Raw genomic sequence first — 20109 nt, 5'->3', positions numbered from 1 at the left:
CACGTAGCCGTGTCGACCGCCTCGCGAATGGGCGGTGTCGGCGGAGCTGACGCGCGTGCCGTCGCCCGACGGTCGGTGGTCGCTCACAGCGTGGCGCCGCGACCGCTGTGGTGGGTCGTGATGGCCGGTCGGCGAACAACGGGCTAGCGTCGGAAGACGTGACGTCCGCGCCGCTGCTCGACTCGCCACCGCACTCGCGGGACCGGTCGCGCTCGCTGCCCCGGCACATCTCGGTCCGCACGGTGCTGCTCGTCGCGACGGCGATGATCGTGGCGCAGCTCGTCGTCCGCGCCTGGGTGGCAGGTTCGGGCTTCTTCTACTGGGACGACTTCCTGCTGATCGGCCGGGTGAGCGGCCAACCACTGTCCGAACTCCTGCTGACCAGCCACGACGGCCACGTGATGCCCTTCGCCTTCGTGCTGACCTGGGCGTTGACCCAGCTCGCCCCACTGAATTGGCCGGCGGCGGTCGTGGTGCTGGTCGGCATGCAGCTGCTCGCGTCGCTGGCCGTCCTGCGCCTGCTCATCGTGCTGCTCGGGGTCCGGGCCCGCCTGCTCGCCCCGTTGACCTTCTACCTGTTCGTGCCGCTGACGGTGCCCGCGTTCGCGTGGTGGTCCGCGGCGGTGAACGCGCTGCCCCTCCAGATCGCCCTGGCCTGGGTGAGCGCCGACGCGGTGCGCGCGGCCCGCACCGGCCGACGCCGATACGCGATCTCGGGCGCCCTGGTGTTCGCGGTGGGGTTGCTGTTTTTCGAGAAATCGGTGGTGGTGCTGCCGGTGGCGTTCGCGGTCGCGATGCTGGTGGCACACCTGACCGGCGACTCGATGCGGGCGGCGGCGAGCAGGGGAGCCGCGCTGTGGACCGCCGCCGGCGCGGTCCTGCTGGCCTGGACGGCGTGCTTTCTGCTCGTCATCGAGCGCCCGCGCGGCCTCTCGCCCCCCGAACGTCCCGGCGCCCTCGGCAGCCGAGCCCTGTCCGACGGCCTGGTCCCCGCCCTGTTCGGCGGCCCGTGGCGCTGGGACCGCTGGCAACCCGCCACCCCGTGGGCCGACCCACCGACCGTCACCGTCGCGCTGAGCTGGTTGCTGCTGATCCTGTTCGCGGCGTGGACGATTCGCACCCGTGCCCGGGTGCTCCCGGTCTGGCTGTGCACCGTCGCCTACGCCACCGCCACCATCGCCCCCGTCATCGCGCTGCGTGACGGCCCGAGCACCACCGACCTGCTCCTCCAATCCCTGCGCTACTTCGCCGATTTCGCCGTCATCGCCACCATCGCCCTGGCCCTGATCGCCCTGGCTCCGGCCCGTCGGGCAGGCGCACAGGCGGCGAACCGCATCGCGTCTCGGCCGCACCCCGACCATCGCTCGCTGAGTGGCGAGTCGGTTCCGGCCGGGTCCGCACGAGCACGTCCAGCCGCGCGTCTCCGTGAATCGTTGGCGCACAGCAGAATTCATCAGTCGATAGGTACCGCGGCGGTAGCACTGTTCCTGGCCGGCAGCCTCTACTCCACCCTCACCTTCACCGACTCCTGGAAACCCAGCCCCGCCCGCACCTACGTCACCGGCGTCCACGCCGCCCTCCCCGCCGCCGACGCACCCCTGCTCCCGCAGGAGGTCCCCTGGAATGTCCTGAACCCCTTGGCTTTCCCCGAGAACATGACCGACCGCGTCTTCGCCCCCCTGGCCACCGAAACCACCTTCGCCCTGTCCACCCCCCACCTGCGCATGATCACCGACGAGGGCGCGATCGTCGACGCCCAGGTCTGGTGGAATCGCGGCATCGTCGAGGGCCCCGAACCCCGCTGCGGATACCGCGCCACCGGGACCACCGGCACCAACCTGCCCCTCGACGGCCCCATGCAGATCCGCGACTGGACCGCCCAGCTCAACTACTACGCCGAAGCCGACGGCCGGATCGCCCTGTCCTTCGAGGGCGAGACCGAAACCGTCGCCGACGTGCGCGCCGGCCTCAACACGGTCTATGTCCGACTGCTCGGCGGCGGCGACACCCTGCGGATCAGAGCGCTCGACGCACATCAGTCCCTGTGCATCGGCACTGGACCGGTCGGTGTCGCGGGGTATTCGCAATAGCACCGGGGTCGGCGTGGGGCCGGTCGGTGTCGCCGGGTCTTCGCGACAGCACGGGATTCACCGCGTCGGCGCCGGGTCGATCGGTGTCCCCGCGACCCGTTGATCAGCACACCCGCGCGGGCCGTGCGATGCTGAGCCGATGAGGCGGTTTCGGGTGTGGGCGCCGGACGTGGGCGCGGTGCGGTTGCAACTGGACGGGGTGGAACACCCGATGCGACGCAACGGCGGCGGCCACTGGTCGGTGCACGTCGACGCAGGTCAGGGCGCCCGCTACGGCTTCCTGATCGACGACGACCCCACGGTGCTCCCCGACCCGCGCTCACCGCGCCAACCCGACGGCGTGCACGCCCCCTCGGCGGTCCACGACCTCGACCCGACCGCCTGGACCGACCACTCCTGGACCGGTCGCCCCCTGGCGGGTTCGGTGTTCTACGAACTCCACCTCGGCACCTTCACCCCCGAGGGCACCTTCGACGCCGCGATCGAGCGGCTCGACCACCTGGTCGACCTCGGCGTCACCACCGTCGAACTCATGCCGGTCAACGCCTTCGACGGCACCCACAACTGGGGCTACGACGGCGTGCTCTGGTACGCGGTGCAGGAAACCTACGGCGGCCCCGACGGCCTGCAACGCTTCGTCGACGCCTGCCACGTCCGCAATCTGGCCGTCTGCCTCGACGTGGTCTACAACCATCTCGGCCCCAGCGGCAACTATCTGCCCCGCTTCGGCCCCTACCTCACCTCCGGCCGCAACACCTGGGGTCAGAGTCTCAACCTCGACGGCCCCGGCTCCGACGCGGTCCGCGCCTACATCATCGACAACGCCCTGCGCTGGCTGCGCGAGTTCCATATCGATGCCCTGCGCATCGACGCTGTGCACGCCCTCGTCGACCGCACCGCCACTCACCTGCTCGCCGAACTCACCGTCGAAACCACCGCCCTGGCAGCACATCTGGGCCGCCCGCTGAGCCTGATCGCCGAGAGCGACCTCAACGACGCGCGCCTGATCATCCCGCGCGCGGCGGGCGGTTACGGCCTCACCGGCCAGTGGAACGACGACCTGCACCACGCCGTGCACACCGCCGTCTCCGGCGAAAGACAGGGCTATTACGCCGATTTCGGCTCCCTGGCCTGCCTGGCCCGCACCCTCACGCACGGGTTCTTCCACGCCGCAACCTATTCCAGCTTCCGCGGCCGCACCCACGGCGCCCCGATCCCGCGCGATCTGGTCCCCGGCAGCGCCCTGCTCGGCTACACCTGCAACCACGACCAGATCGGCAACCGGGCCACCGGCGACCGCCCCAGCGACTACCTCACCCCCGGCCAGCTCGCGGTGAAGGCGGCCCTGGTGCTGCTCGCGGCGAGCACGCCGATGCTGTTCATGGGGGAGGAGTGGGGCGCGCGCACCCCGTTCCAGTTCTTCACCTCCCACACCGACCCCGTCATCGGCGCCGCCACCGCGACCGGTCGCCGCGCGGAGTTCGCCGAGCACGGCTGGACCGCCGAGGAGGTCCCCGACCCCCAGGACCCCGCCACCTTCCACCGCTCCAAGCTCGACTGGACCGAGCCCGGTCGCGAACCGCACGCCCGGCTGCTCGCCTGCTATCGCGCCCTGCTCGCGCTGCGCGCCGCCCGTCCCGAATTCACCGACCCGTGGCTGGACCGGGTCTGGGCCGACTACGACGAGGCCCGGCGCTGGTTCGTGCTGCGTCGCGGGCGGATCTCGGTGGTGTGCAATCTCGCCGAGGACGAGGTGGTGATCCCGGTGCACGGGCGGGTGCTGCTGGCCTGGTCACCGGCCACCGAAAGCGGTGCGGGAACCCTCGTTTCGGGCCACAGTTTCGCCGTCCTCGAAGAGCATGACGCGACAAGCACCGTGGTCACCGAGTGATGACGAGCGCGCACCGGTCTCCGCACACGCGTTGCCGACCCGACATGGCATCCGTACTGTTGCATGATGAGCAATGACGCTTTCGGGCAGGCCGGCGCTGCCTTGCCGGCCGGGGTCGGGGGTTACGCCCCCGCCGGATTCGGCCCGCTGGTGCGCGCCTTCTCGACCCTGGTCGGACACCGCCGCGACGCGGGCGGCGCCCTCGCGATCTACCGCTTCGGGCAACCGCTGGCGCACTTCTGGACCGGCAGCGCCGGTGGCGATCGACCGTGGACCGAGAACACCGGGTCCATCGTGTTCTCCGCGACCAAGGGCGTCACCGCCACGGTCATCCACCGCCTCGCCGATCGCGGCCTGATCGACTACCAGGCGCCGATGGCCGAATACTGGCCCCGCTTCGCCGCCAACGGCAAGGGCGCGATCACCGTCGCCGACGTGCTCACCCACCGTTCGGGCCTGTCCTCGCTGTCCGCGGTCGCGAGCACCGCCGCCGAGGCGCTCGATCACGAACTGATGGAAGACCGCCTGGCCCTGGCCACGCCCGACAGCTCGCGCGGCGTCCCGACCTACCACGCGCTGACCTATGGCTGGCTGCTCGCCGGCCTGGCCAGGAATGTGACCGGCCGCAGTATGGGCGAGCTCATCCGCACCGAGGTCACCGACCCGCTGGGCATCGACGGCATCCACCTCGGCCGCCCCGGCCCCGACTCGATCACCGAGTACGCCGCCCTGGCCGGTGCGCACCTGAGCTTCGCCGCCCACCCGCTCGCCGCGGGCATGATCGCCAAGGTCGGCTTCCGGCTGCCCGGACCGCTCGGCGCGGCCGCGCGCTGCCTGTTCGTGCCCGGCCTGGACACCATCCTCGACGGCGACGACCCGACGATCCTCGACACCGAGATGCCCGCGGGCAACGGCGTCGCCACCGCCACCGGCCTGGCCAGGATGTACGCCGCGCTGGCCGACGGCAGCGTCACCGTCGACGGCACCCCGTACCTGAGCCGGAGCACCCACGCCGCCATCCGCAAGGTGCAGTCCTACCGGCTCGACCACGCGCTGTTCTACCTGCCGATGATGTGGCACCTGGGCTACCACTCGCTGCCGGTCGGCGCGCGGCGCGGCTTCGGCCACATCGGCCTCGGCGGTTCGTTCGGCTGGGTCGACCCGGCATCGGGCCTGTCGGTGGGCTACGTGCACAACCGGCTCGACCAGATCCTGCTGCCCTACGACATGCTCGCCATGAGTTGGCTGCTGCCGCTGGTGGTTTCGGGCGTGCGCGCGAGCCGGGAGCCGCGCTCGCGCGAGCACCGCGCGGCGGCCTGACCGCCGCGCGGGCTCGTCCTAGGTGAGGTAGCGGTACGCGGGAGAACCCGGTTCCAGGCGTTCGGCCTGGATCGGGGACTCCTCGATGCGATGCAGCAGCGAGGCCAGATCGTCGGTGGCGCCGAGCTCGATGCCGACGAGCGCCGCGCCCGTGTCGCGGTTGTTGCGCTTGACGTACTCGAACATGGTGATGTCGTCGTCGGGCCCGAGCACATCGTCGAGGAAGCGGCGCAGCGCACCGGGCTCCTGCGGGAAATCGACCAGGAAGTAGTGCTTGAGTCCGCGGTGCACGAGCGAGCGTTCGATGATCTCGCCGTAGCGCGACACATCGTTGTTGCCGCCCGAGACCAGCACCACCACCGTGGAGCCCGGTTCGACGGTGATCTCGGCCAGCGCCGCCGTCGCCAACGCGCCCGCGGGCTCGGCGATGATGCCCTCGCTCTGATACAGGTCGAGCATCGCCGTGCAGATGGCGCCCTCGTCGATCGACATCACCTGGAAAGGCGCTGCGCCGGAAGGGGATTCGGGCGTGGTGAGCAGCGGCAGCGACGCGTGCGAGACCATCCGGCCGCCGAAGGACGCGGCCGTGATGTAGGGCAGTTCGCCGATGCGGCGCACGGCGGCGCCGTCGACGAACGGGTCGATCTCGGGCAGCGTCACCGGGGCGCCCGCGACCAGCGCGGCGGTCAGCGAGGCCGCCCCCGCCGGCTCGACGCCGAGCAGTCCGGTGCGCGGCGCGCGGGCGCGCAGGTAGGTGCCGATCCCGGCCAGGCAGCCGCCGCCGCCGACCGGCACGATCACCAGATCCGGTGCGGTACCGAGCTGTTCGAGGAATTCCGCGGCGATGGTGCCCTGGCCCGCGGCGGTGCGCGGGTCGTCGAACGGGGGCACCATGGTGGCGCCGGTGCGGGCCACATCGTCGGCGGCCGCGGCCGCCGCGGCGTCGTAGGTCTCGCCGACCGCGATCAGTTCCACGAACTCGCCGCCGTGCACGCGGATGCGGTCGCGCTTCTGCTTGGGGGTGGTGGTCGGCACGTAGATGCGCCCGCGCACACCCATCGCCCGACACGCGAACGCCACGCCCTGGGCGTGATTGCCGGCGCTGGCGGCCACCACTCCGGCCGCGCGTTCGGCGGCGGTGAGCTGCACCATCAGGTTGTAGGCGCCGCGCAGCTTGTAGGAGCGCACGGCGGTGAGGTCTTCGCGCTTGAGATACACCTGCGCGCCGGTGCTCGCCGACAGTCGCGGGCTGTACTGCAGCGGCGTCGGCTCGATGATCCCGGAAATTCGCTGCGCGGCGGCGTCGATCTCGTCCGCGGTCAGCGGCGGACGGGTTACGGATACTTCGGCGACGTCAGCGATAGGGGACACTCGGTCAATGCTACCGAGGGCCCCGGTGCGCCTCGCGCGGGCCGACCACCCGCCGGGTCCGACGCGGCGGGTGGGTGCGGACCGGGCGGATTCAGCGCGGGGTGAGGACGAAGACCGGGATCACGCGATCGGTCTTCTTGGTGTACTCCTCGTAGTCGGGCCACACCGCGATCGCGCGCTGCCACCACCGCCGGCGCTCCTCGCCGGTGACCTCGCGGGCGGTGTAGTCGCGGTTGACGGGGCCGTCGCGCAGTTCGACGTGCGGATCGGCCTTGATGTTGTAGTACCAGACGGGGTTCTTGGGCGCCCCGCCCAGCGACGCGACGACGGCGTACTCGCCGTCGTGCTCGACCCGCATGAGCGGGGTCTTGCGCAGCTTGCCGGACTTGGCGCCCTTGGTGGTGAGGATGATGACGGGCTTGCCCAGCAGTGACGTGCCCTCGGTGCCGCCGGATTGCTCGTAGGTCGCGACCTGCTCGCGGGACCGGTCCGAAGTGCTCGGTGCGTACTCTCCTGTCAGTGGCATGACCTGCACAACGAATCGGCGCGATGTGATGTTCCCGACGCGATCGGACCGAAAGTTCGGTAGCCCGAACTTCGATGTGCGCCTATCCTGGTCCACATGGCAGTGCTCACCTCACCGGCAGCCTCCGCGACCGTCGACCTCGCGGGCAGCGCCTGGCCGGTCTACAAGCTCGAGGCGCTGGTCGCCGCGTTGGTGATCGGTGCGCTGTTGCTGCTCGTCGTCGGGTCGGCCCAGGTCGCCGTGCTGAGCGCGGCCGCCGTCGCGTCGGTGCGCTGGATCATCGGCGCCACCCGCACCGTCTCGCGCACCTGAGCTACTCCGCGAGCTCGAGCGCGCCCAGTTCCGCGCGCGAGACCACGCCCAGTTTCGGATACGCCTTGTACAGGTGATGCCCGACCGTGCGGTGGCTCAGGAACAGCCGCGCCGCGATCTCCCGATTCGACAGCCCCTGCGCCGCGAGCCGCACGATCTGCGCCTCCTGCGGGGTCAACAGGTCCACCGGGCCGCCGGTCGCCCGCGCGCCCGTTCCGACGCCGAGCGCGCCCAGTTCGGTGCGCGCCCGTTCACTCCACGGCGCGGCGTCGAGCCGATCGAAGAGTCGCATGGCCTGTTCGAGTTGGGTGCGCGCGTCGGTTTTGCGTTTGTCGCGGCGTAGCCATTCGCCGTAGAGCAGGCGGGTGCGGGCCTCGTCGAACGGGCGGTTCGCGGTGAGCGCGGCCACGAAGTGCGGTTCGCTGTCCTCGGACACCAGCGCCCGACCCCGCGCGGCCAACGCCGCGATCCAGTCCTGCCCCGCCCGCCGCGACCACTCGGTCAGCCGGTCGAGGGCCTCGGTGGCCTGCGCGGTCGCGCCGAGCCGCACCGCCACCTCGATCTGATCGGCGAGCGTGCGCAACCCGATCACCTGGTGGCGGGCCGGTTCGACCGTCATGTGCGCGAGTTCGGCACGCGCCTGCGCCAACCGACCCTCCCCGAGCGCCAGCATGGCCCGCGCCGCCTGCGCCCACGACGCCCCCGCCCCACCGAACTCCTCGGCGACCGCCTGCTCGGCGTGCGCATCACACGATGCCGAATCACCGTGCAGCGCGGCCAGATACGCGAGGAACGCGTGAATCTGACTCACCCACTGCGCCTGCCCGATATCCCGCGCGATCCGCAACCCCTCCTCGGCCGCGATCCGGCTCTCCCTCGGCCGCCCACCGAACAGCAACGCCTCCGACCGGAAGAACAGCAGCGGCGCCAACACCGCGATCCGCCCCTGCTCCCGACACTGTCCGATCAGCTCCCCGGCCACCTCGCCCACCTGCTCGTCCTGCCCCACCACCAACCCACTGCCACACAGCTGCACCAGCTCGGCCGGATTCTCGACCCCGCCCGCCCGCGCCGCCGCCACCGCTTCCCGCAGGTCGACACCGCGCCGCCCCGCCACCGCCCCGGTCAGATACCGCAGGATCGGCGTCACCGGATCCCCCTCGTCCAACCGCAACGTCGCCGCCACCGCCGCCACCTCCTCGAGCTCCGCCGCCCCGAGATACCACGCCGTATGCACCGCCTTGGCCAGAATCCGCGCAGCCCCCCGAGCATCCGCCACACCCACCACCCCCATCAACCGCCGATGCGCCGAACCCGGCTCCCCGGAAGCGAATTCGGCCTGCGCCCGCACCAACGCGAGCCGCAACGCGACGTCGGCTCCGGTCGACAGGGGAGCGGTCTCCCCGTCCCGCCGCACCACCCGCGAGCTCCCACCCACCACAATGCTGCCTGAATCCCACTGCGCCGCAGAACGTTCGGCTGACTCCACGAACCGGTCGCCGACAGCCACCGCGTGCGAATCGCCGGGCGATTGCCGCAACCCACCTCGATCGAGCTCGGCGGACTCGGCCTGCGGCGATGGCCGGGTGGTTCTCGCCTCGGTCGGCGACTCCGTTCGTTCGTCCCGTTGTCGGTCCTGGTCGGGCGGTTGCTGCGACTCGTCGGTGTCGAGTTCGGTGCGCTCGGCCTGTGGCGATGGCCGGGTGGTTCTCGCCTCGGTTGGCGATGTTGTTCGTTCGTCCCGTTGTCGGTCCTGGTCGGGCGGTTGCCAGGACTCGTCGGTGTCGGGCTCGGTGCGCTCGGTCTGCGGCGATGGCCGGGTGGTGGTTCTCGCCTCGGTTGGCGATGTTGTTCGTTCGTCCCGTTGTCGGTCCTGGTCGGGCGGTGGCCACGGCTCGTCGGTGTCGAGCTCGGTGCGCTCGGTCCGCAGTGACGGCTGGTCGGTAGGTTCCGCCTCTGTCAGTGACGCGGCCCGTTCGGCCAGGCGTTGGGCCTGGTCGGTCAGCCCGGCCTCGGTCGCGGTTTCGGCGGCCAAGACCAAGCGGCGGATCCGGGCGGTCGGGTCGACGCTCAGGGCGGCGGCGCGGTCGTAGGCGGTGACGGCGCCGTGGAGGCCGTGGCGGCGGCGGGCGCGGTCGGCGGTGTGTTCCAGGGCGGTGGCGGTGTGTTCGTCGGGGCCGGTCGCGGCGGCGGCGAGGTGCCAGGCGCGCAGGTCGGCGGTGTCGGGGTCGTCGAGTGCGGTGGCGAGGGCGCGGTGGGCGGCGAGGCGGTCGGTGAGGGCGGCGCCCCGGTAGACGGCCGAACGCAGCAGGGGATGGCGCCAGGTCAGCGTTCGGCCGTCGGTGTCGACCATGTCGGCGTCCTGCGCGGGTTGCAGATCACCCAGGTCGGCGCCGAGCGTGGCGGCGGCGCGCAGGACCGGCGCGAGGTCGACGGCGCCCGAGGCGGCCGCCACCAACAGCACGGTCCGCGTCGCGGCGGGCAGGCGGGTGACCCGACCGTGGAAGGCCAGCTGCAACCGCTGCGTCATCGGCAGCGGATTGGCCCCACCGACCTCGTCCTCGCCGACCACGGACGGAAGTTCCCGCAGTGCGAGGGGATTGCCGCCCGCCTCCGACAGCACCCGATACCGCGTGGCCGGACTCAACCGCGTGGCCCCGGCATCCAACAGCGCGGCCGCCGCCTCGGGCCGCAGCCCACCCAGCGCCAGCTCCGGCAACCCTGGAGCCGGAAAATCCTGCGGCCCGGAGCGCGTCGCGAACACGATCACCACACCCTCGGCGTCGAGCCTGCGCGCCGCGAACAGCAGCGCCTCCGCACTCGCCCGATCCAGCCAGTGCGCGTCATCGATCACACACAGCAGCGGACCCCGCGCCGCCTCCTCCGCCAGCAGCGTCAACACCGCCAGCCCGATCAACATCCGGTCGGGCGCGCCCTCGCCGAGCCCGAACGCCCCCTCCAGCGCGTCGCGCTGTCGCGGCGGCAACCGCCGCACCAGTTCCATGGCGGGTCGGATCAGCAGATGCAGTGCCGCGAAAGGCAATTCGGCCTCGGACTCGATCCCCGCGCCACGCACCGTCGGAACACCCTGCGCCGCCGCGTAATCCAGCAGCGCCGACTTCCCGATCCCCGCCTCACCCCGCACCACCAGCACCCCGCTGCGCCCCGCCCGCGCCCCGGCGAGCAGGTCATCGATCCTGGCCTGTTCGGCGTCGCGTCCGTGCAGCATGGCTCCACCGTATCGCCGTACCGGCACCGCCAGTAGTGGTGCCGGAAAAGTACCTATAGGCGACTGATTCGACCGACCCCCCGCGCGCCATAACGTGGTACCCATCGCAGGAACAACCCGCGAAACACCAGCTCACAGCCCATTTCGGAGGTTGAGATGAACACCGTCGTCGCACAGTACCTGGAAGCCTGGAACACCCGCGAGCCCGCCGACCGCCGCGCCGCCGTGGCCCGCGTGTTCACCCCCGACGCCCGCTACACCGACCCGCTGGTCGCCGTCACCGGCCACGCCGAACTCGAGGCCGCCATCGCCGGCGTCCAGGCCCAGTTCCCCGACTGGACCTTCACCCTCGCGGGCCCCGTCGACGCCCACCACGACCAGCTCCGCTTCACCTGGGCCCTCGGTCCCGCCGACGCCCCCGCCATCGTGATCGGCTTCGATGTCGCCACCCTCACCGACGGCCGCATCGACAACGTCTACGGCTTCCTCGACCAGGTCCCCACCGCCTGACCGACCGGCCGCCGGATCGATCATCCGCACGTGACCACCGAACTCACTCGCCGCCAAGGAGTTTCATCATGACCACCACCAATCCGTCCCGCCTGTCCGCCCTGCTCACCTCCGGCCCGGACCTGCTGCGCCTGTCGCTGCGCCTCGACGCCGTCGTCACCACCGCCAACGGCCTCGCCTACCTGGCCCTGGCCGTACCCCTGGAACGCCTCCTCGGCCTCGACCGCACGGTCGCCCTCGCCATCGGCGCCTTCCTCACCGCCTACGGCCTCGCCGTCGCCCTCATCGGCCGCCCGACCCACCCCAACCGCGCCGCCGCCACGGCAGTGGCCATCGGCAACACCGGCTGGGTGCTCGCCAGCCTCGCCGCCGCCGCGACCGGGGTCCTCGGACTCACCACGATCGGCACGGTGTGGGCGGTCCTGCAGGCGATCACCGTCGGCGCCTTCGCCGCCCTGCAGTACCTCGGCCTGCGCCGCGACCACTGACCACACGAGGCCCGAAGCCTGAGCGCTTCGGGCCTCGTCCTCAGCGCACCAGCAACGCCACCGGCAACCGCGTGAACAATTTGTCCAGCCGGGCACTCCCGGCGAAGGTGTTCCCCGTCAACCGATCGGTCCAATTCCCCTGCGGCAGCGGCAGAGTCGTCTCCAACCACCCCGTCGCGGCGAGCCCCACCGAATGCCGGGTGGCCGCCACGATCACCTCCGGCGCCTCACCCGCGGGCCCACGCCCGTAGGCGACGAACCGATGCGCGTGCTCCCCGACCGCGTACAGCGGCCGATACATCCCGCCCACGAAACACTCCGGCCGCTCCCGCCGCAACCACAGCGCGTACGCCACCACCCACATCTTCGCGGCCCCGGTGGTATCCAGCGTCGGTGTGTCGGTGAGGGATTGGAGCATCCCCACCCTGGCGGCGAAGTTCACCGGCCGCCGATTGTCGGGGTCGACGAGCGAGTCCTCCCACAGCTCGGTGCCCTGGTAGATATCGGGGATCCCCGGCGCCCCCAGCTGTAACAGCTTCTGCGCCACCGCGTCCGACCACGCGTGCGGGGCCAGCTCGTGCGCCAGATCGCCGATCCCGGTCCCGACCGGCCCGTCGATCACCGCGTCGAGCCACCCGTGCACCGCCGACTCGAACTCCCCGTCGGGCTCCTCCCACGAGGTCTTGGTCCCCGCCTCGCGAATCGACTTCTCGGCGAACATGTGCAGCCGATCCCGCAGTCCCGGCACCGACGACGCGGGCCGCCCGTCGGCGGGCCACACCCCGAACATGTTCTGCAACAGGAACAGTGCCGTCGCCCCGTCCGGCGCGGGCGTCGTCTCCAACCACCCACGCACCCGCTGCGACCACACATCGGCCACCTGCGACAGCACCCCGATCCGCGCCCGCACGTCCTCCCCGCGCTTGGTGTCGTGCGTCGAGATCGTGGTCATGGTCGCGGGCCACCGCTGCGCCCGTTCACTGTTGGACAGGTGGAAGTCGTTGACCGAGTGGCCGAATCGCGCCGGATTGCCGCCCACCTCCTGCAGCGACACCAGCCGCGCACCCTGATAGAACATGGTGTCCTCGACCGACTTGGCGGTGATCGCCCCGCACACCTGCGAGAACCGCGTCGCCGCCTCACCACCCACCGACAGCGCCGTCACCAACACCGAAAGCGGCGCTGTCAGTTCGGCATTGCGCTTCTCCACCTCGGCCACCACCGCCGCGGTCATCCCGGCCAGCGGCGCGTAGTCCACCCGGTACACCGGCATGAACGCCAGCACCTCGATGGTCGCGTTGGTCACCGCGAGCGTGTCGAAACTGCCCGCGTTCCCATCGCGCTTGATCGCCGCCACCAGCCGCCGGATCTCCGGCGCCAGAATGGTTTCCGCCACCGCCCGCTTGATCCGGTGCTCGGTCTCCCCGAACCACAGCCGGTCGCTGCCGTGCCCGGCGACGTGCTGGGACAGCTCGGTCAGCGTCGTCTCCCCGGCCGGATCGATCAGCACCCCGCCGATATCGGCGAGCGCGTCGTACCCCGTGGTGCCGTCCACTGGCAGCGTCGCGTCCAGGGGTTCACGGTTGGCGAGGATCTTCTCCACCAGCAGCAACCGCTGCGGCCCGATCAACCGCCGCAACCGCGTCAGATACGCACTGGGATAGGACAACCCGTCGGGATGGTCCACCCGCACGCCGTCGATCAGATCGTGCTCACACCAGGCCGCGAGTTCGGAGTGCGTCGCCTCGAACACCTCCGGGTCCTCCTGGCGGATCGCCGCCAGACTGTTCACCGCGAAGAACCGTCGATACGTGCACACCCCGGCCTTCCAGCTCACCAACCGGTAGTGCTGGCGGTCGTGGATGCGCAGCGCGTTGTCACCGTCGGTGCCCGACGCGATCGGAAACCGCAGATCGTGCAGCGCCAGCATGGGTTCGGGCCCGGAACGATCGACCGTCAACGCCGCCGGATCGTTCTCGTTCTGCAACACCGGCAGCGCCAGGCGCCCCCCGGCCCCGTTGCCCGAACTCCAGTCGATGTCGAAGTACTTGGCGTAGGGCGACTGTCGACCGTTGCGCAGCACATCCCACCACCACGGGTTCTGGCGCGGATCGGCCACGCCCACATGGTTGGGCACCAGGTCCACGATCAAACCCATCCCGCGACTGCGCACTTCGTCCGAGAGCGCCTTGAGCCCCGCGGGCCCACCGAGCGCGGCCGACACCGTGGTCGGGTCGGTGACGTCGTAGCCGTGGGTCGATCCGTGCGTCGCGGTGAGGATCGGCGACAGGTACAGGTGCGAGATCCCCAGCTGCTGCAGGTATTCGGCGATCGCGCGGGCATCGTTGAAGGTGAGCGCGTCCGGGCGCAGCTGCAATCGGTAGGTGCTGCGCACCGTGCCGGCCCGCAGCGGGGCACGGTGGAGCAGGGTCTGCGGATCGGTCACGTAGGTCTCGGTCATCGTCTCGGCGGGTCAGGCGGTTCGGCGCAGTACGAGCAGGCAGCGACCCTCGACCGGCAGCGTCGCCGCGGCCGCGTACACCGCGTCGGCCGCGCCGGTGGGGGTCGAACAGTCCAGCGCCAGTGTCCATTCGGCGCCGAACTCCGAGCCCGGCAGCACGAAGTCGATGGCCTCGTCGTGCGCGTTGAAACACAGCAGGAACGAGTCGTCGGTGACGCGCTCGCCACGCGGCCCCGGTTCGGCGATGCCGTCCCCGTCGAGCAGCACGGCCAGCGACTTGCCGAAACCGCTGTCCCAGTCGTCGTTGGTCATCTCGGTGCCCGCGGGCGCGAACCAGGCGATCTCGCGGCGATGCCCCTGATCGTCGCTGGGGCCGGCGGCCAGGAACCGGCGCCGCCGGAAGATCGGATGTTCGGTGCGCAGCGCGATCACCGTGCGGGTGAACTCGAGCAGGTCGGCGTTGGTCTGCGCCAGCGTCCAGTCCATCCACGCCAGCGGCGAATCCTGGCAGTACACATTGTTGTTGCCGAGCTGGGTGCGCCCGAGCTCGTCGCCGTGGGCCAGCATCGGCGTGCCCTGGCTCAGGATCAGCGTGGCCAACAGATTGCGCTGCTGGCGCGCGCGCAAGGCCAGGATCGCCGGATCGTCGGTCTCGCCCTCGACCCCGCAGTTCCACGATCGGTTGTGACTCTCGCCGTCGCGATTGCCCTCACCGTTGGCGTCGTTGTGTTTCTCGTTGTAGGACACCAGGTCCCGCAGCGTGAAGCCGTCGTGCGCGGTGACGAAGTTGATGCTGGCGCCGGGCCGACGCCCCGTGGACTCGTACAGATCCGAGGAGCCGGTGAGCCGAGAGGCGAACTCGCCCAACGTCGCCGGTTCCCCACGCCAGTAATCGCGCACGGTGTCACGGTATTTGCCGTTCCACTCCGTCCACAGGCTCGGGAAGTTGCCGACCTGGTAGCCGCCCTCGCCCACGTCCCACGGCTCGGCGATGAGCTTGACCTGGCTCACCACCGGATCCTGGTGCACCAGGTCGAAGAACGCGGAAAGCCGGTCCACATCGTGCAATTCGCGCGCCAGCGTGGCGGCGAGGTCGAAACGGAACCCGTCGACGTGCATGTCCAGGATCCAGTACCGCAGCGAATCCATGATCAGCTGCAATGTGTGCGGATGCCGCACATTGAGGCTGTTACCGGTGCCGGTGTAGTCCTTGTAGTGCTCGGGGTCGGCGTCGTCGAGCCGGTAGTAGGCGGCGTTGTCGATCCCGCGCAGACTCAGCGTCGGCCCGTTGTGATTGCCCTCGCCGGTGTGGTTGTAGACGACGTCGAGGATCACCTCGATGCCCTCGGCGTGCATCGCGCGCACCATCGCCTTGAATTCCGCCACCGCCGCGTCCCCGCGCGGCCGGGCCGAATACTGGTTGTGCGGCGCGAGATACCCGATGCTGTTGTAGCCCCAGTAGTTTCGCAGGCCCTGATCGGTGAGCACGTGATCGTGGAAGAACTGGTGCACCGGCATCAGCTCGATCGCGGTGACCCCCAACGCTTTCAGATGCCCGATGATCGCCGGATGCGCCAGCCCCGCGTAGGTGCCGCGCAGATCCTCCGGGACGTCCGGGTGCGTCATCGTCATGCCCTTGACGTGCGCCTCGTAGATCACCGTCTGGTGATAGGGCGTGTTCGGCGGTCGGTCGGGACCCCAGTCGAAGAACGGATTGATCACCACCCCGGTCATGGTGTGGCCCAACGAATCCAGCCCGTAGGTGTAGAGCGAGGGATCATTGGCGAACTCGCCGTCGAAGGCCTTCCCGTACGGGTCGAGCAGCAGCTTGCTCGGATCGCAGCGCAGCCCGAGTTCGGGCTCGTAGGGGCCGTGGACGCGGAACCCGTAGCGCTGGCCCGGGGTGATGGCGGGCAGATAGGCGTGCCAGACATAGCCGTCGACCTCGTCGAGATCGACGCGCGTCTCGGTGCCGTCCTTGGCGATCAGGCACAGCTCGACCTTCGTGGCGACCTCGGAGAACACCGAGAAGTTGGTGCCCGCCCCGTCGTAGGTCGCGCCGAGCGGGTACGCGGTGCCCGGCCATATTTCGGGCTGGTCGTTCGGGCTCGACATGCTACGACAGTAATGGAACCCCCGGCCTCGCCGCGCAGGATGTGACTCGGGGCTCGCGCAACCGCCTCCGGTGGCCGGCGGCGAATGCTAACTTGAACAGCGTTCAAGGTCGACGGAGAGGAAACCTGTGGACCTGAGTCCCGAGCAGATCACCGCCCTCGATGCCGCGCACGTCTGGCATCCCTACGGCGGCTTCCCCGCGACCACCGAACCGCTGGTCGTGGCGAGCGCGGCGGGCACCCGCCTGACCCTCGCCGACGGCCGCGAACTCGTCGACGGCATGAGCTCGTGGTGGGCGGCCGTGCACGGCTACCGGCACCCCGTCCTCGACGCGGCCCTGCTCGCGCAGTCACAGCGGATGAGTCACGTGATGTTCGGCGGCCTCACCCACGAACCCGCCGCGCGCCTGGCGCAACTGCTCGTCGAACTCACCCCCGCCGGTCTGGACAAGGTCTTCCTCTGCGATTCCGGCTCGGTCGCGGTCGAGGTCGCGACCAAGATGTGCCTGCAGTACTGGCGCAGCGTCGGCCGCCCCACCAAGACCCGGCTGCTCACCTGGCGCGGGGGATACCACGGCGACACCTTCGCCCCCATGAGCGTCTGCGACCCCGACGGCGGCATGCACACGCTGTGGACCGACGTCCTCGCCACCCAGATCTTCGTCCCCGCCCCGCCGCGCGAGTTCCGCCCCGACTACGTCGCCGAACTCGAACGCGCGATCGCGGCGCAGCGCGACGAGGTCGCCGCGGTGATCGTCGAACCGGTCGTGCAGGGCGCGGGCGGTATGCGCTGGCACGACCCCCGCTACCTCACCGAACTGCGCCGGATCTGCGACGCCAACGACGTGCTGCTGGTGTTCGACGAGATCGCCACCGGTTTCGGCCGCACCGGCGAACTCTTCGCCGCCGACCACGCCGGCGTCTCGCCCGACGTGATGTGCCTCGGCAAGGCGCTGACCGGCGGCTACCTCACCCTGGCCGCCGCGCTGACCACCACCGGCATCGCCGAGGCGATCAGCGCCGCCCACGGCGGACTCATGCACGGCCCGACCTTCATGGGCAACCCCCTGGCCTGCGCCGTCGCGATCGCCTCGATCGAACTGCTGCTCGAACGGGACTGGCGCGGCGAGGTGACCAGGATCGAATCGGAACTGCGCGCGGGCCTGGAACCCCTGGCCGACCTGCCCGGCGTCGCCGAGGTCCGCGTGCTCGGCGCGATCGGCGTCGTCCAACTCGACCGCCCCGTCGACATGCGCGCCGCCACCGACGCCGCCGTCCACGCGGGCGCCTGGCTGCGCCCCTTCCGCGACAACATCTACACGATGCCCCCCTTCATCAGCACCACCGCCGACATCGCGGTGATCACCGAGGCCATCGGCGCGGCCGTGAAGGCCTCGCTCGCCTGACCACGCCGAACCGGCCGCCCGCACGACCTCGTGCGGATCGGCGCACATTCGACCGTCCTGAACGGTGTTCAAGTATGCTCCCGGCTGTGAGTATCGATCCGTTGAGCTGGTTGGACGAGCGCGCGGCCGAGCGGGTCGACGCCGGGCTACGCAGGCACCTGCGCGTGCGCGCGGCCGAGTCGTCCGCGATCGACCTCGCCTCCAACGACTACCTCGGCCTGCACCGCCATCCCGAGGTCATCGAGGGCGCGATCGAGGCGGTGCGCCGCTGGGGAGCGGGCGCGACCGGTTCCCGGTTGGTCACCGGAACGACCACCGAGCACGCCTTGCTCGAGGCCGAACTGGCCGAATTCGTCGGTGCCGAAACAGGATTGGTCTTCGCCACCGGGTACGCCGCCAACCTCGGCGTGGTCACCGCCCTGTCGGGACGCGGCACCTTCGTCGTCTCCGACGCGGGCTCGCACGCCTCCCTGGTCGACGCGTGCAGGCTGTCGCGCGCCCGGGTCGCGATCGCACCGCACCGCGATGTCGAGGCGGTCGACCGACTGCTCGCCACCCGCACCGAGGAGCGCGCGCTGGTCCTCACCGACTCGGTCTTCAGCGCCGACGGCGACCTCGCGCCCCTGGCCGATCTGCACAGCGTCACCCGCGCGAACGGCGCCATTCTCATCGTCGACGAGGCCCACGGGCTCGGGGTGCGGGGTGCGGGTGGCCGCGGTCTCGTGCACGAGCTCGGCCTGGCCGGCGAACCGGACTTGGTCATCACCGCGACCCTGTCGAAGGCGTTCGCCGCCCAGGGCGGGGTGGTACTGGCCGATGCCAGAATTCGCGCCCACCTCATCGACGCCGCCCGCACCTTCATCTTCGACACCGGCCTGGCCCCCGCCGCGGTCGGCGCCGCCCGCGCGGCCCTGTCCCTCCTGCGCCGCGACCCGGCCATGGCGACCCGCGTCCTCGCCCGCGCGGCCGACATCGCCCGCATCGCGGGGGTGTCCGACCCCGATTCCGCGGTGGTCTCGGTGGTACTCGGTGAAGCGCAGGTCGCCTTCGACGCCGCCCAGGCCTGCCGTGCGCGCGGCCTCGACGTCGGCTGCTTCCGCCCGCCGTCGGTCCCGGAAGGCACCTCCCGCCTGCGGCTCACCGCCCGCGCCGACCTCACCCCCGCCGAACTCGACACGATCGCCGAGGTGCTGAGCGAGGTCCTCGCCACCGCCCGCGGCCGGGAAACGGTGACCGCGTGAGCATCCTGCTGATCAGCGGAACCTCCACCGACGTCGGCAAGACCGTCGTCACCGCCGCCCTGGCCGCGGCCGCGCGGGCCGCGGGCCGTTCGGTCGCCGTGTGCAAGCCCGCCCAGACCGGCGTCGCCCCCGGCGAACCCGGCGACCTCGCCGAGATCACCCGCCTGACCGGGGTGACCCGCACCCTGGAACTGGCCCGCTACCCCGAACCGCTCGCCCCCGACACCGCCGCCCGCCGCGCGGGACTGCCGCTGCTCGGCCTCGCCGAGACCGTCGCCGCGATCGATTCCCTCGCCGACGCCGACCTGGTCCTGGTGGAAGGCGCGGGCGGGCTGCTCGTGCGCATGGGGGAGTTCACCCTGCTCGACCTCGCCGAGAAACTCGGCGCCCCCGTCCTGGTGGTGGCCGCCGCCGGCCTCGGCACCCTCAACCACAGCGAACTCACCACCCGCACCCTGGCCGCGGCCGGCGTCGCGTGCGCGGGCCTGGTCATCGGATCCTGGCCCGACGCCCCCGACCTCGCCTCCCGTTGCAACCGCGACGACCTCCCCCGGGTGACCGGTACGGAATTGCGTGGCGTGATCCCCGCCGGTGTAGGAGACTGGACGAGAGAACGGTTCACGGCCACCGCCGCGAGTTGGTTCGAGGCCGTTTGGCGCCCCTGACCAGGGGATTTGACATCGTCGATGTCACCACGTAACTTTATTCGAGTCAGAGCGACACGGACACCGACTCAGCCGCCCAGCGGTTCGAGACACGAGGTAGGACGTTGAGCGCCTGACTGATCATGTGTTCAGGGTTACATGCTTCGGAACTTGCTTCCGGGTACAGCCTTGAGCTAAGTTTGAACTCTTGCCTCACCGAAACCCCTACGAGAAGTTGTGGGTAGAAGTGTGTGCGTGTGTTCTTTGAGAACTCAATAGTGTGTCGATGAATGTCAGTGCCAATATTATTATTGGTTCCAACCTTCGCGTACCCCCCGGTCGTGGGAGGTTGGACATTGAAAAACAACAGCGAATATTTTTGCTGGTGTTTGGCTTTGCTAGATTTTCGGACTCTAGTTTAGATAGTTCTGATTCGCTCCCCTTGAGGAGTGTTTCGAGAGTCTTCAACGGAGAGTTTGATTCTGGCTCAGGACGAACGCTAGCGG

General features: G+C 70.5%; 15 protein-coding genes. 10 read left to right on the top strand and 5 right to left on the bottom strand.

Features of this window, described 5'->3' with window-relative positions; translation table 11 throughout:
- Positions 1–158 precede the first annotated feature (158 nt).
- The 3 genes from ACFP3H_RS12735 (at position 159) to ACFP3H_RS12725 (ending at position 5301) form a co-directional block, all read left to right on the top strand.
- Complete coding sequence (locus ACFP3H_RS12735; RefSeq protein ID WP_378604505.1) at positions 159–2090, top strand: hypothetical protein; 1932 nt, start codon at positions 159–161, stop codon at positions 2088–2090.
- 139 nt (positions 2091–2229) lie between these two features.
- Positions 2230–3981, top strand: coding sequence for a malto-oligosyltrehalose trehalohydrolase (treZ, locus tag ACFP3H_RS12730; RefSeq protein ID WP_378604502.1), 1752 nt, complete (start codon positions 2230–2232; stop codon positions 3979–3981).
- Between the two features lie 66 nt (positions 3982–4047).
- Entirely contained in the window at positions 4048–5301 is a 1254-nt protein-coding gene (locus ACFP3H_RS12725) for a serine hydrolase domain-containing protein (protein ID WP_378604499.1), read from the top strand.
- 18 nt (positions 5302–5319) lie between these two features.
- On the opposite strand, the gene ilvA is transcribed toward ACFP3H_RS12725, so the two are convergent.
- Both ilvA and ACFP3H_RS12715 read right to left on the bottom strand, forming a co-directional pair.
- Positions 5320–6672 carry a threonine ammonia-lyase IlvA gene (gene ilvA / locus ACFP3H_RS12720; RefSeq protein WP_378604496.1) on the bottom strand — a complete coding sequence of 451 codons (1353 nt, stop codon included), beginning with the start codon at positions 6670–6672 and terminating at the stop codon, positions 5320–5322.
- 91 nt (positions 6673–6763) lie between these two features.
- The gene (locus tag ACFP3H_RS12715) at positions 6764–7198 is read right to left on the bottom strand and encodes a nitroreductase family deazaflavin-dependent oxidoreductase (protein ID WP_378604493.1); all 435 of its coding nucleotides are present in this window, start codon (positions 7196–7198) and stop codon (positions 6764–6766) included.
- Positions 7199–7294: 96 nt separating this feature from the next.
- On the opposite strand from ACFP3H_RS12715, the gene ACFP3H_RS12710 reads away from it, so the two are divergent.
- Positions 7295–7510, top strand: coding sequence for a hypothetical protein (locus ACFP3H_RS12710; protein ID WP_378604491.1), 216 nt, complete (start codon positions 7295–7297; stop codon positions 7508–7510).
- A gap of 1 nt (position 7511) precedes the next feature.
- Here ACFP3H_RS12710 and ACFP3H_RS12705 read toward each other — a convergent pair whose 3' ends face one another.
- Positions 7512–10739, bottom strand: a complete 3228-nt coding sequence (locus ACFP3H_RS12705; RefSeq protein WP_378604489.1) for a helix-turn-helix transcriptional regulator — start codon at positions 10737–10739, stop codon at positions 7512–7514.
- Between the two features lie 156 nt (positions 10740–10895).
- Between ACFP3H_RS12705 and ACFP3H_RS12700 the strand changes: the two genes are divergently transcribed.
- Both ACFP3H_RS12700 and ACFP3H_RS12695 read left to right on the top strand, forming a co-directional pair.
- Complete coding sequence (locus tag ACFP3H_RS12700; RefSeq protein ID WP_378604486.1) at positions 10896–11249, top strand: nuclear transport factor 2 family protein; 354 nt, start codon at positions 10896–10898, stop codon at positions 11247–11249.
- 68 nt (positions 11250–11317) lie between these two features.
- The gene (locus tag ACFP3H_RS12695; protein ID WP_378604483.1) at positions 11318–11737 is read left to right on the top strand and encodes a hypothetical protein; all 420 of its coding nucleotides are present in this window, start codon (positions 11318–11320) and stop codon (positions 11735–11737) included.
- 40 nt (positions 11738–11777) lie between these two features.
- Here ACFP3H_RS12695 and treY read toward each other — a convergent pair whose 3' ends face one another.
- Together treY and glgX are read right to left on the bottom strand one after the other, a co-directional pair.
- Complete coding sequence (gene treY, locus ACFP3H_RS12690; RefSeq protein ID WP_378604480.1) at positions 11778–14198, bottom strand: malto-oligosyltrehalose synthase; 2421 nt, start codon at positions 14196–14198, stop codon at positions 11778–11780.
- A 12-nt stretch (positions 14199–14210) separates the two neighbouring features.
- Positions 14211–16313: a glycogen debranching protein GlgX gene (glgX, locus tag ACFP3H_RS12685; protein WP_378604477.1), complete on the bottom strand. Its 2103-nt coding sequence runs from the start codon at positions 16311–16313 to the stop codon at positions 14211–14213.
- A 127-nt stretch (positions 16314–16440) separates the two neighbouring features.
- Between glgX and ACFP3H_RS12680 the strand changes: the two genes are divergently transcribed.
- The 4 genes from ACFP3H_RS12680 to ACFP3H_RS12665 form a co-directional block, all read left to right on the top strand.
- Complete coding sequence (locus ACFP3H_RS12680) at positions 16441–17718, top strand: adenosylmethionine--8-amino-7-oxononanoate transaminase (RefSeq protein WP_378604474.1); 1278 nt, start codon at positions 16441–16443, stop codon at positions 17716–17718.
- 74 nt (positions 17719–17792) lie between these two features.
- Complete coding sequence (locus ACFP3H_RS12675; RefSeq protein ID WP_378604471.1) at positions 17793–18959, top strand: 8-amino-7-oxononanoate synthase; 1167 nt, start codon at positions 17793–17795, stop codon at positions 18957–18959.
- Positions 18956–19624 carry a dethiobiotin synthase gene (gene bioD, locus ACFP3H_RS12670; RefSeq protein ID WP_378604468.1) on the top strand — a complete coding sequence of 223 codons (669 nt, stop codon included), beginning with the start codon at positions 18956–18958 and terminating at the stop codon, positions 19622–19624. Before ACFP3H_RS12675 ends, bioD begins: the two co-directional genes overlap by 4 nt.
- Positions 19625–19889: 265 nt before the next feature.
- Positions 19890–20109 (top strand): hypothetical protein (locus ACFP3H_RS12665; protein WP_378604465.1); only part of this gene is annotated, 220 nt, incomplete at its 3' end.

The sequence above is a fragment of the Nocardia lasii genome (assembly GCF_042658545.1).
GTDB lineage: Bacteria > Actinomycetota > Actinomycetes > Mycobacteriales > Mycobacteriaceae > Nocardia > Nocardia lasii.
Note: the sequence above shows the minus strand (reverse complement) of the source record. Positions and strands in the feature narration are given on the sequence as shown.

Bases quoted from the DNA above. Each gene is read 5' to 3' on its own strand.
- ACFP3H_RS12710 (WP_378604491.1), top strand. From the start codon at position 7,295: ATGGCAGTGCTCACCTCACCGGCAGCCTCCGCGACCGTCGACCTCGCG.
- ACFP3H_RS12695 (WP_378604483.1), top strand. From the start codon at position 11,318: ATGACCACCACCAATCCGTCCCGCCTGTCCGCCCTGCTCACCTCCGGC.
- ACFP3H_RS12675 (WP_378604471.1), top strand. From the start codon at position 17,793: ATGCTCCCGGCTGTGAGTATCGATCCGTTGAGCTGGTTGGACGAGCGC.
- glgX (WP_378604477.1), bottom strand. From the start codon at position 16,313: ATGTCGAGCCCGAACGACCAGCCCGAAATATGGCCGGGCACCGCGTAC.
- ACFP3H_RS12725 (WP_378604499.1), top strand. From the start codon at position 4,048: ATGAGCAATGACGCTTTCGGGCAGGCCGGCGCTGCCTTGCCGGCCGGG.
- ACFP3H_RS12705 (WP_378604489.1), bottom strand. From the start codon at position 10,739: ATGCTGCACGGACGCGACGCCGAACAGGCCAGGATCGATGACCTGCTC.
- ACFP3H_RS12715 (WP_378604493.1), bottom strand. From the start codon at position 7,198: ATGCCACTGACAGGAGAGTACGCACCGAGCACTTCGGACCGGTCCCGC.
- ACFP3H_RS12700 (WP_378604486.1), top strand. From the start codon at position 10,896: ATGAACACCGTCGTCGCACAGTACCTGGAAGCCTGGAACACCCGCGAG.
- treZ (WP_378604502.1), top strand. From the start codon at position 2,230: ATGAGGCGGTTTCGGGTGTGGGCGCCGGACGTGGGCGCGGTGCGGTTG.
- treY (WP_378604480.1), bottom strand. From the start codon at position 14,198: ATGACCGAGACCTACGTGACCGATCCGCAGACCCTGCTCCACCGTGCC.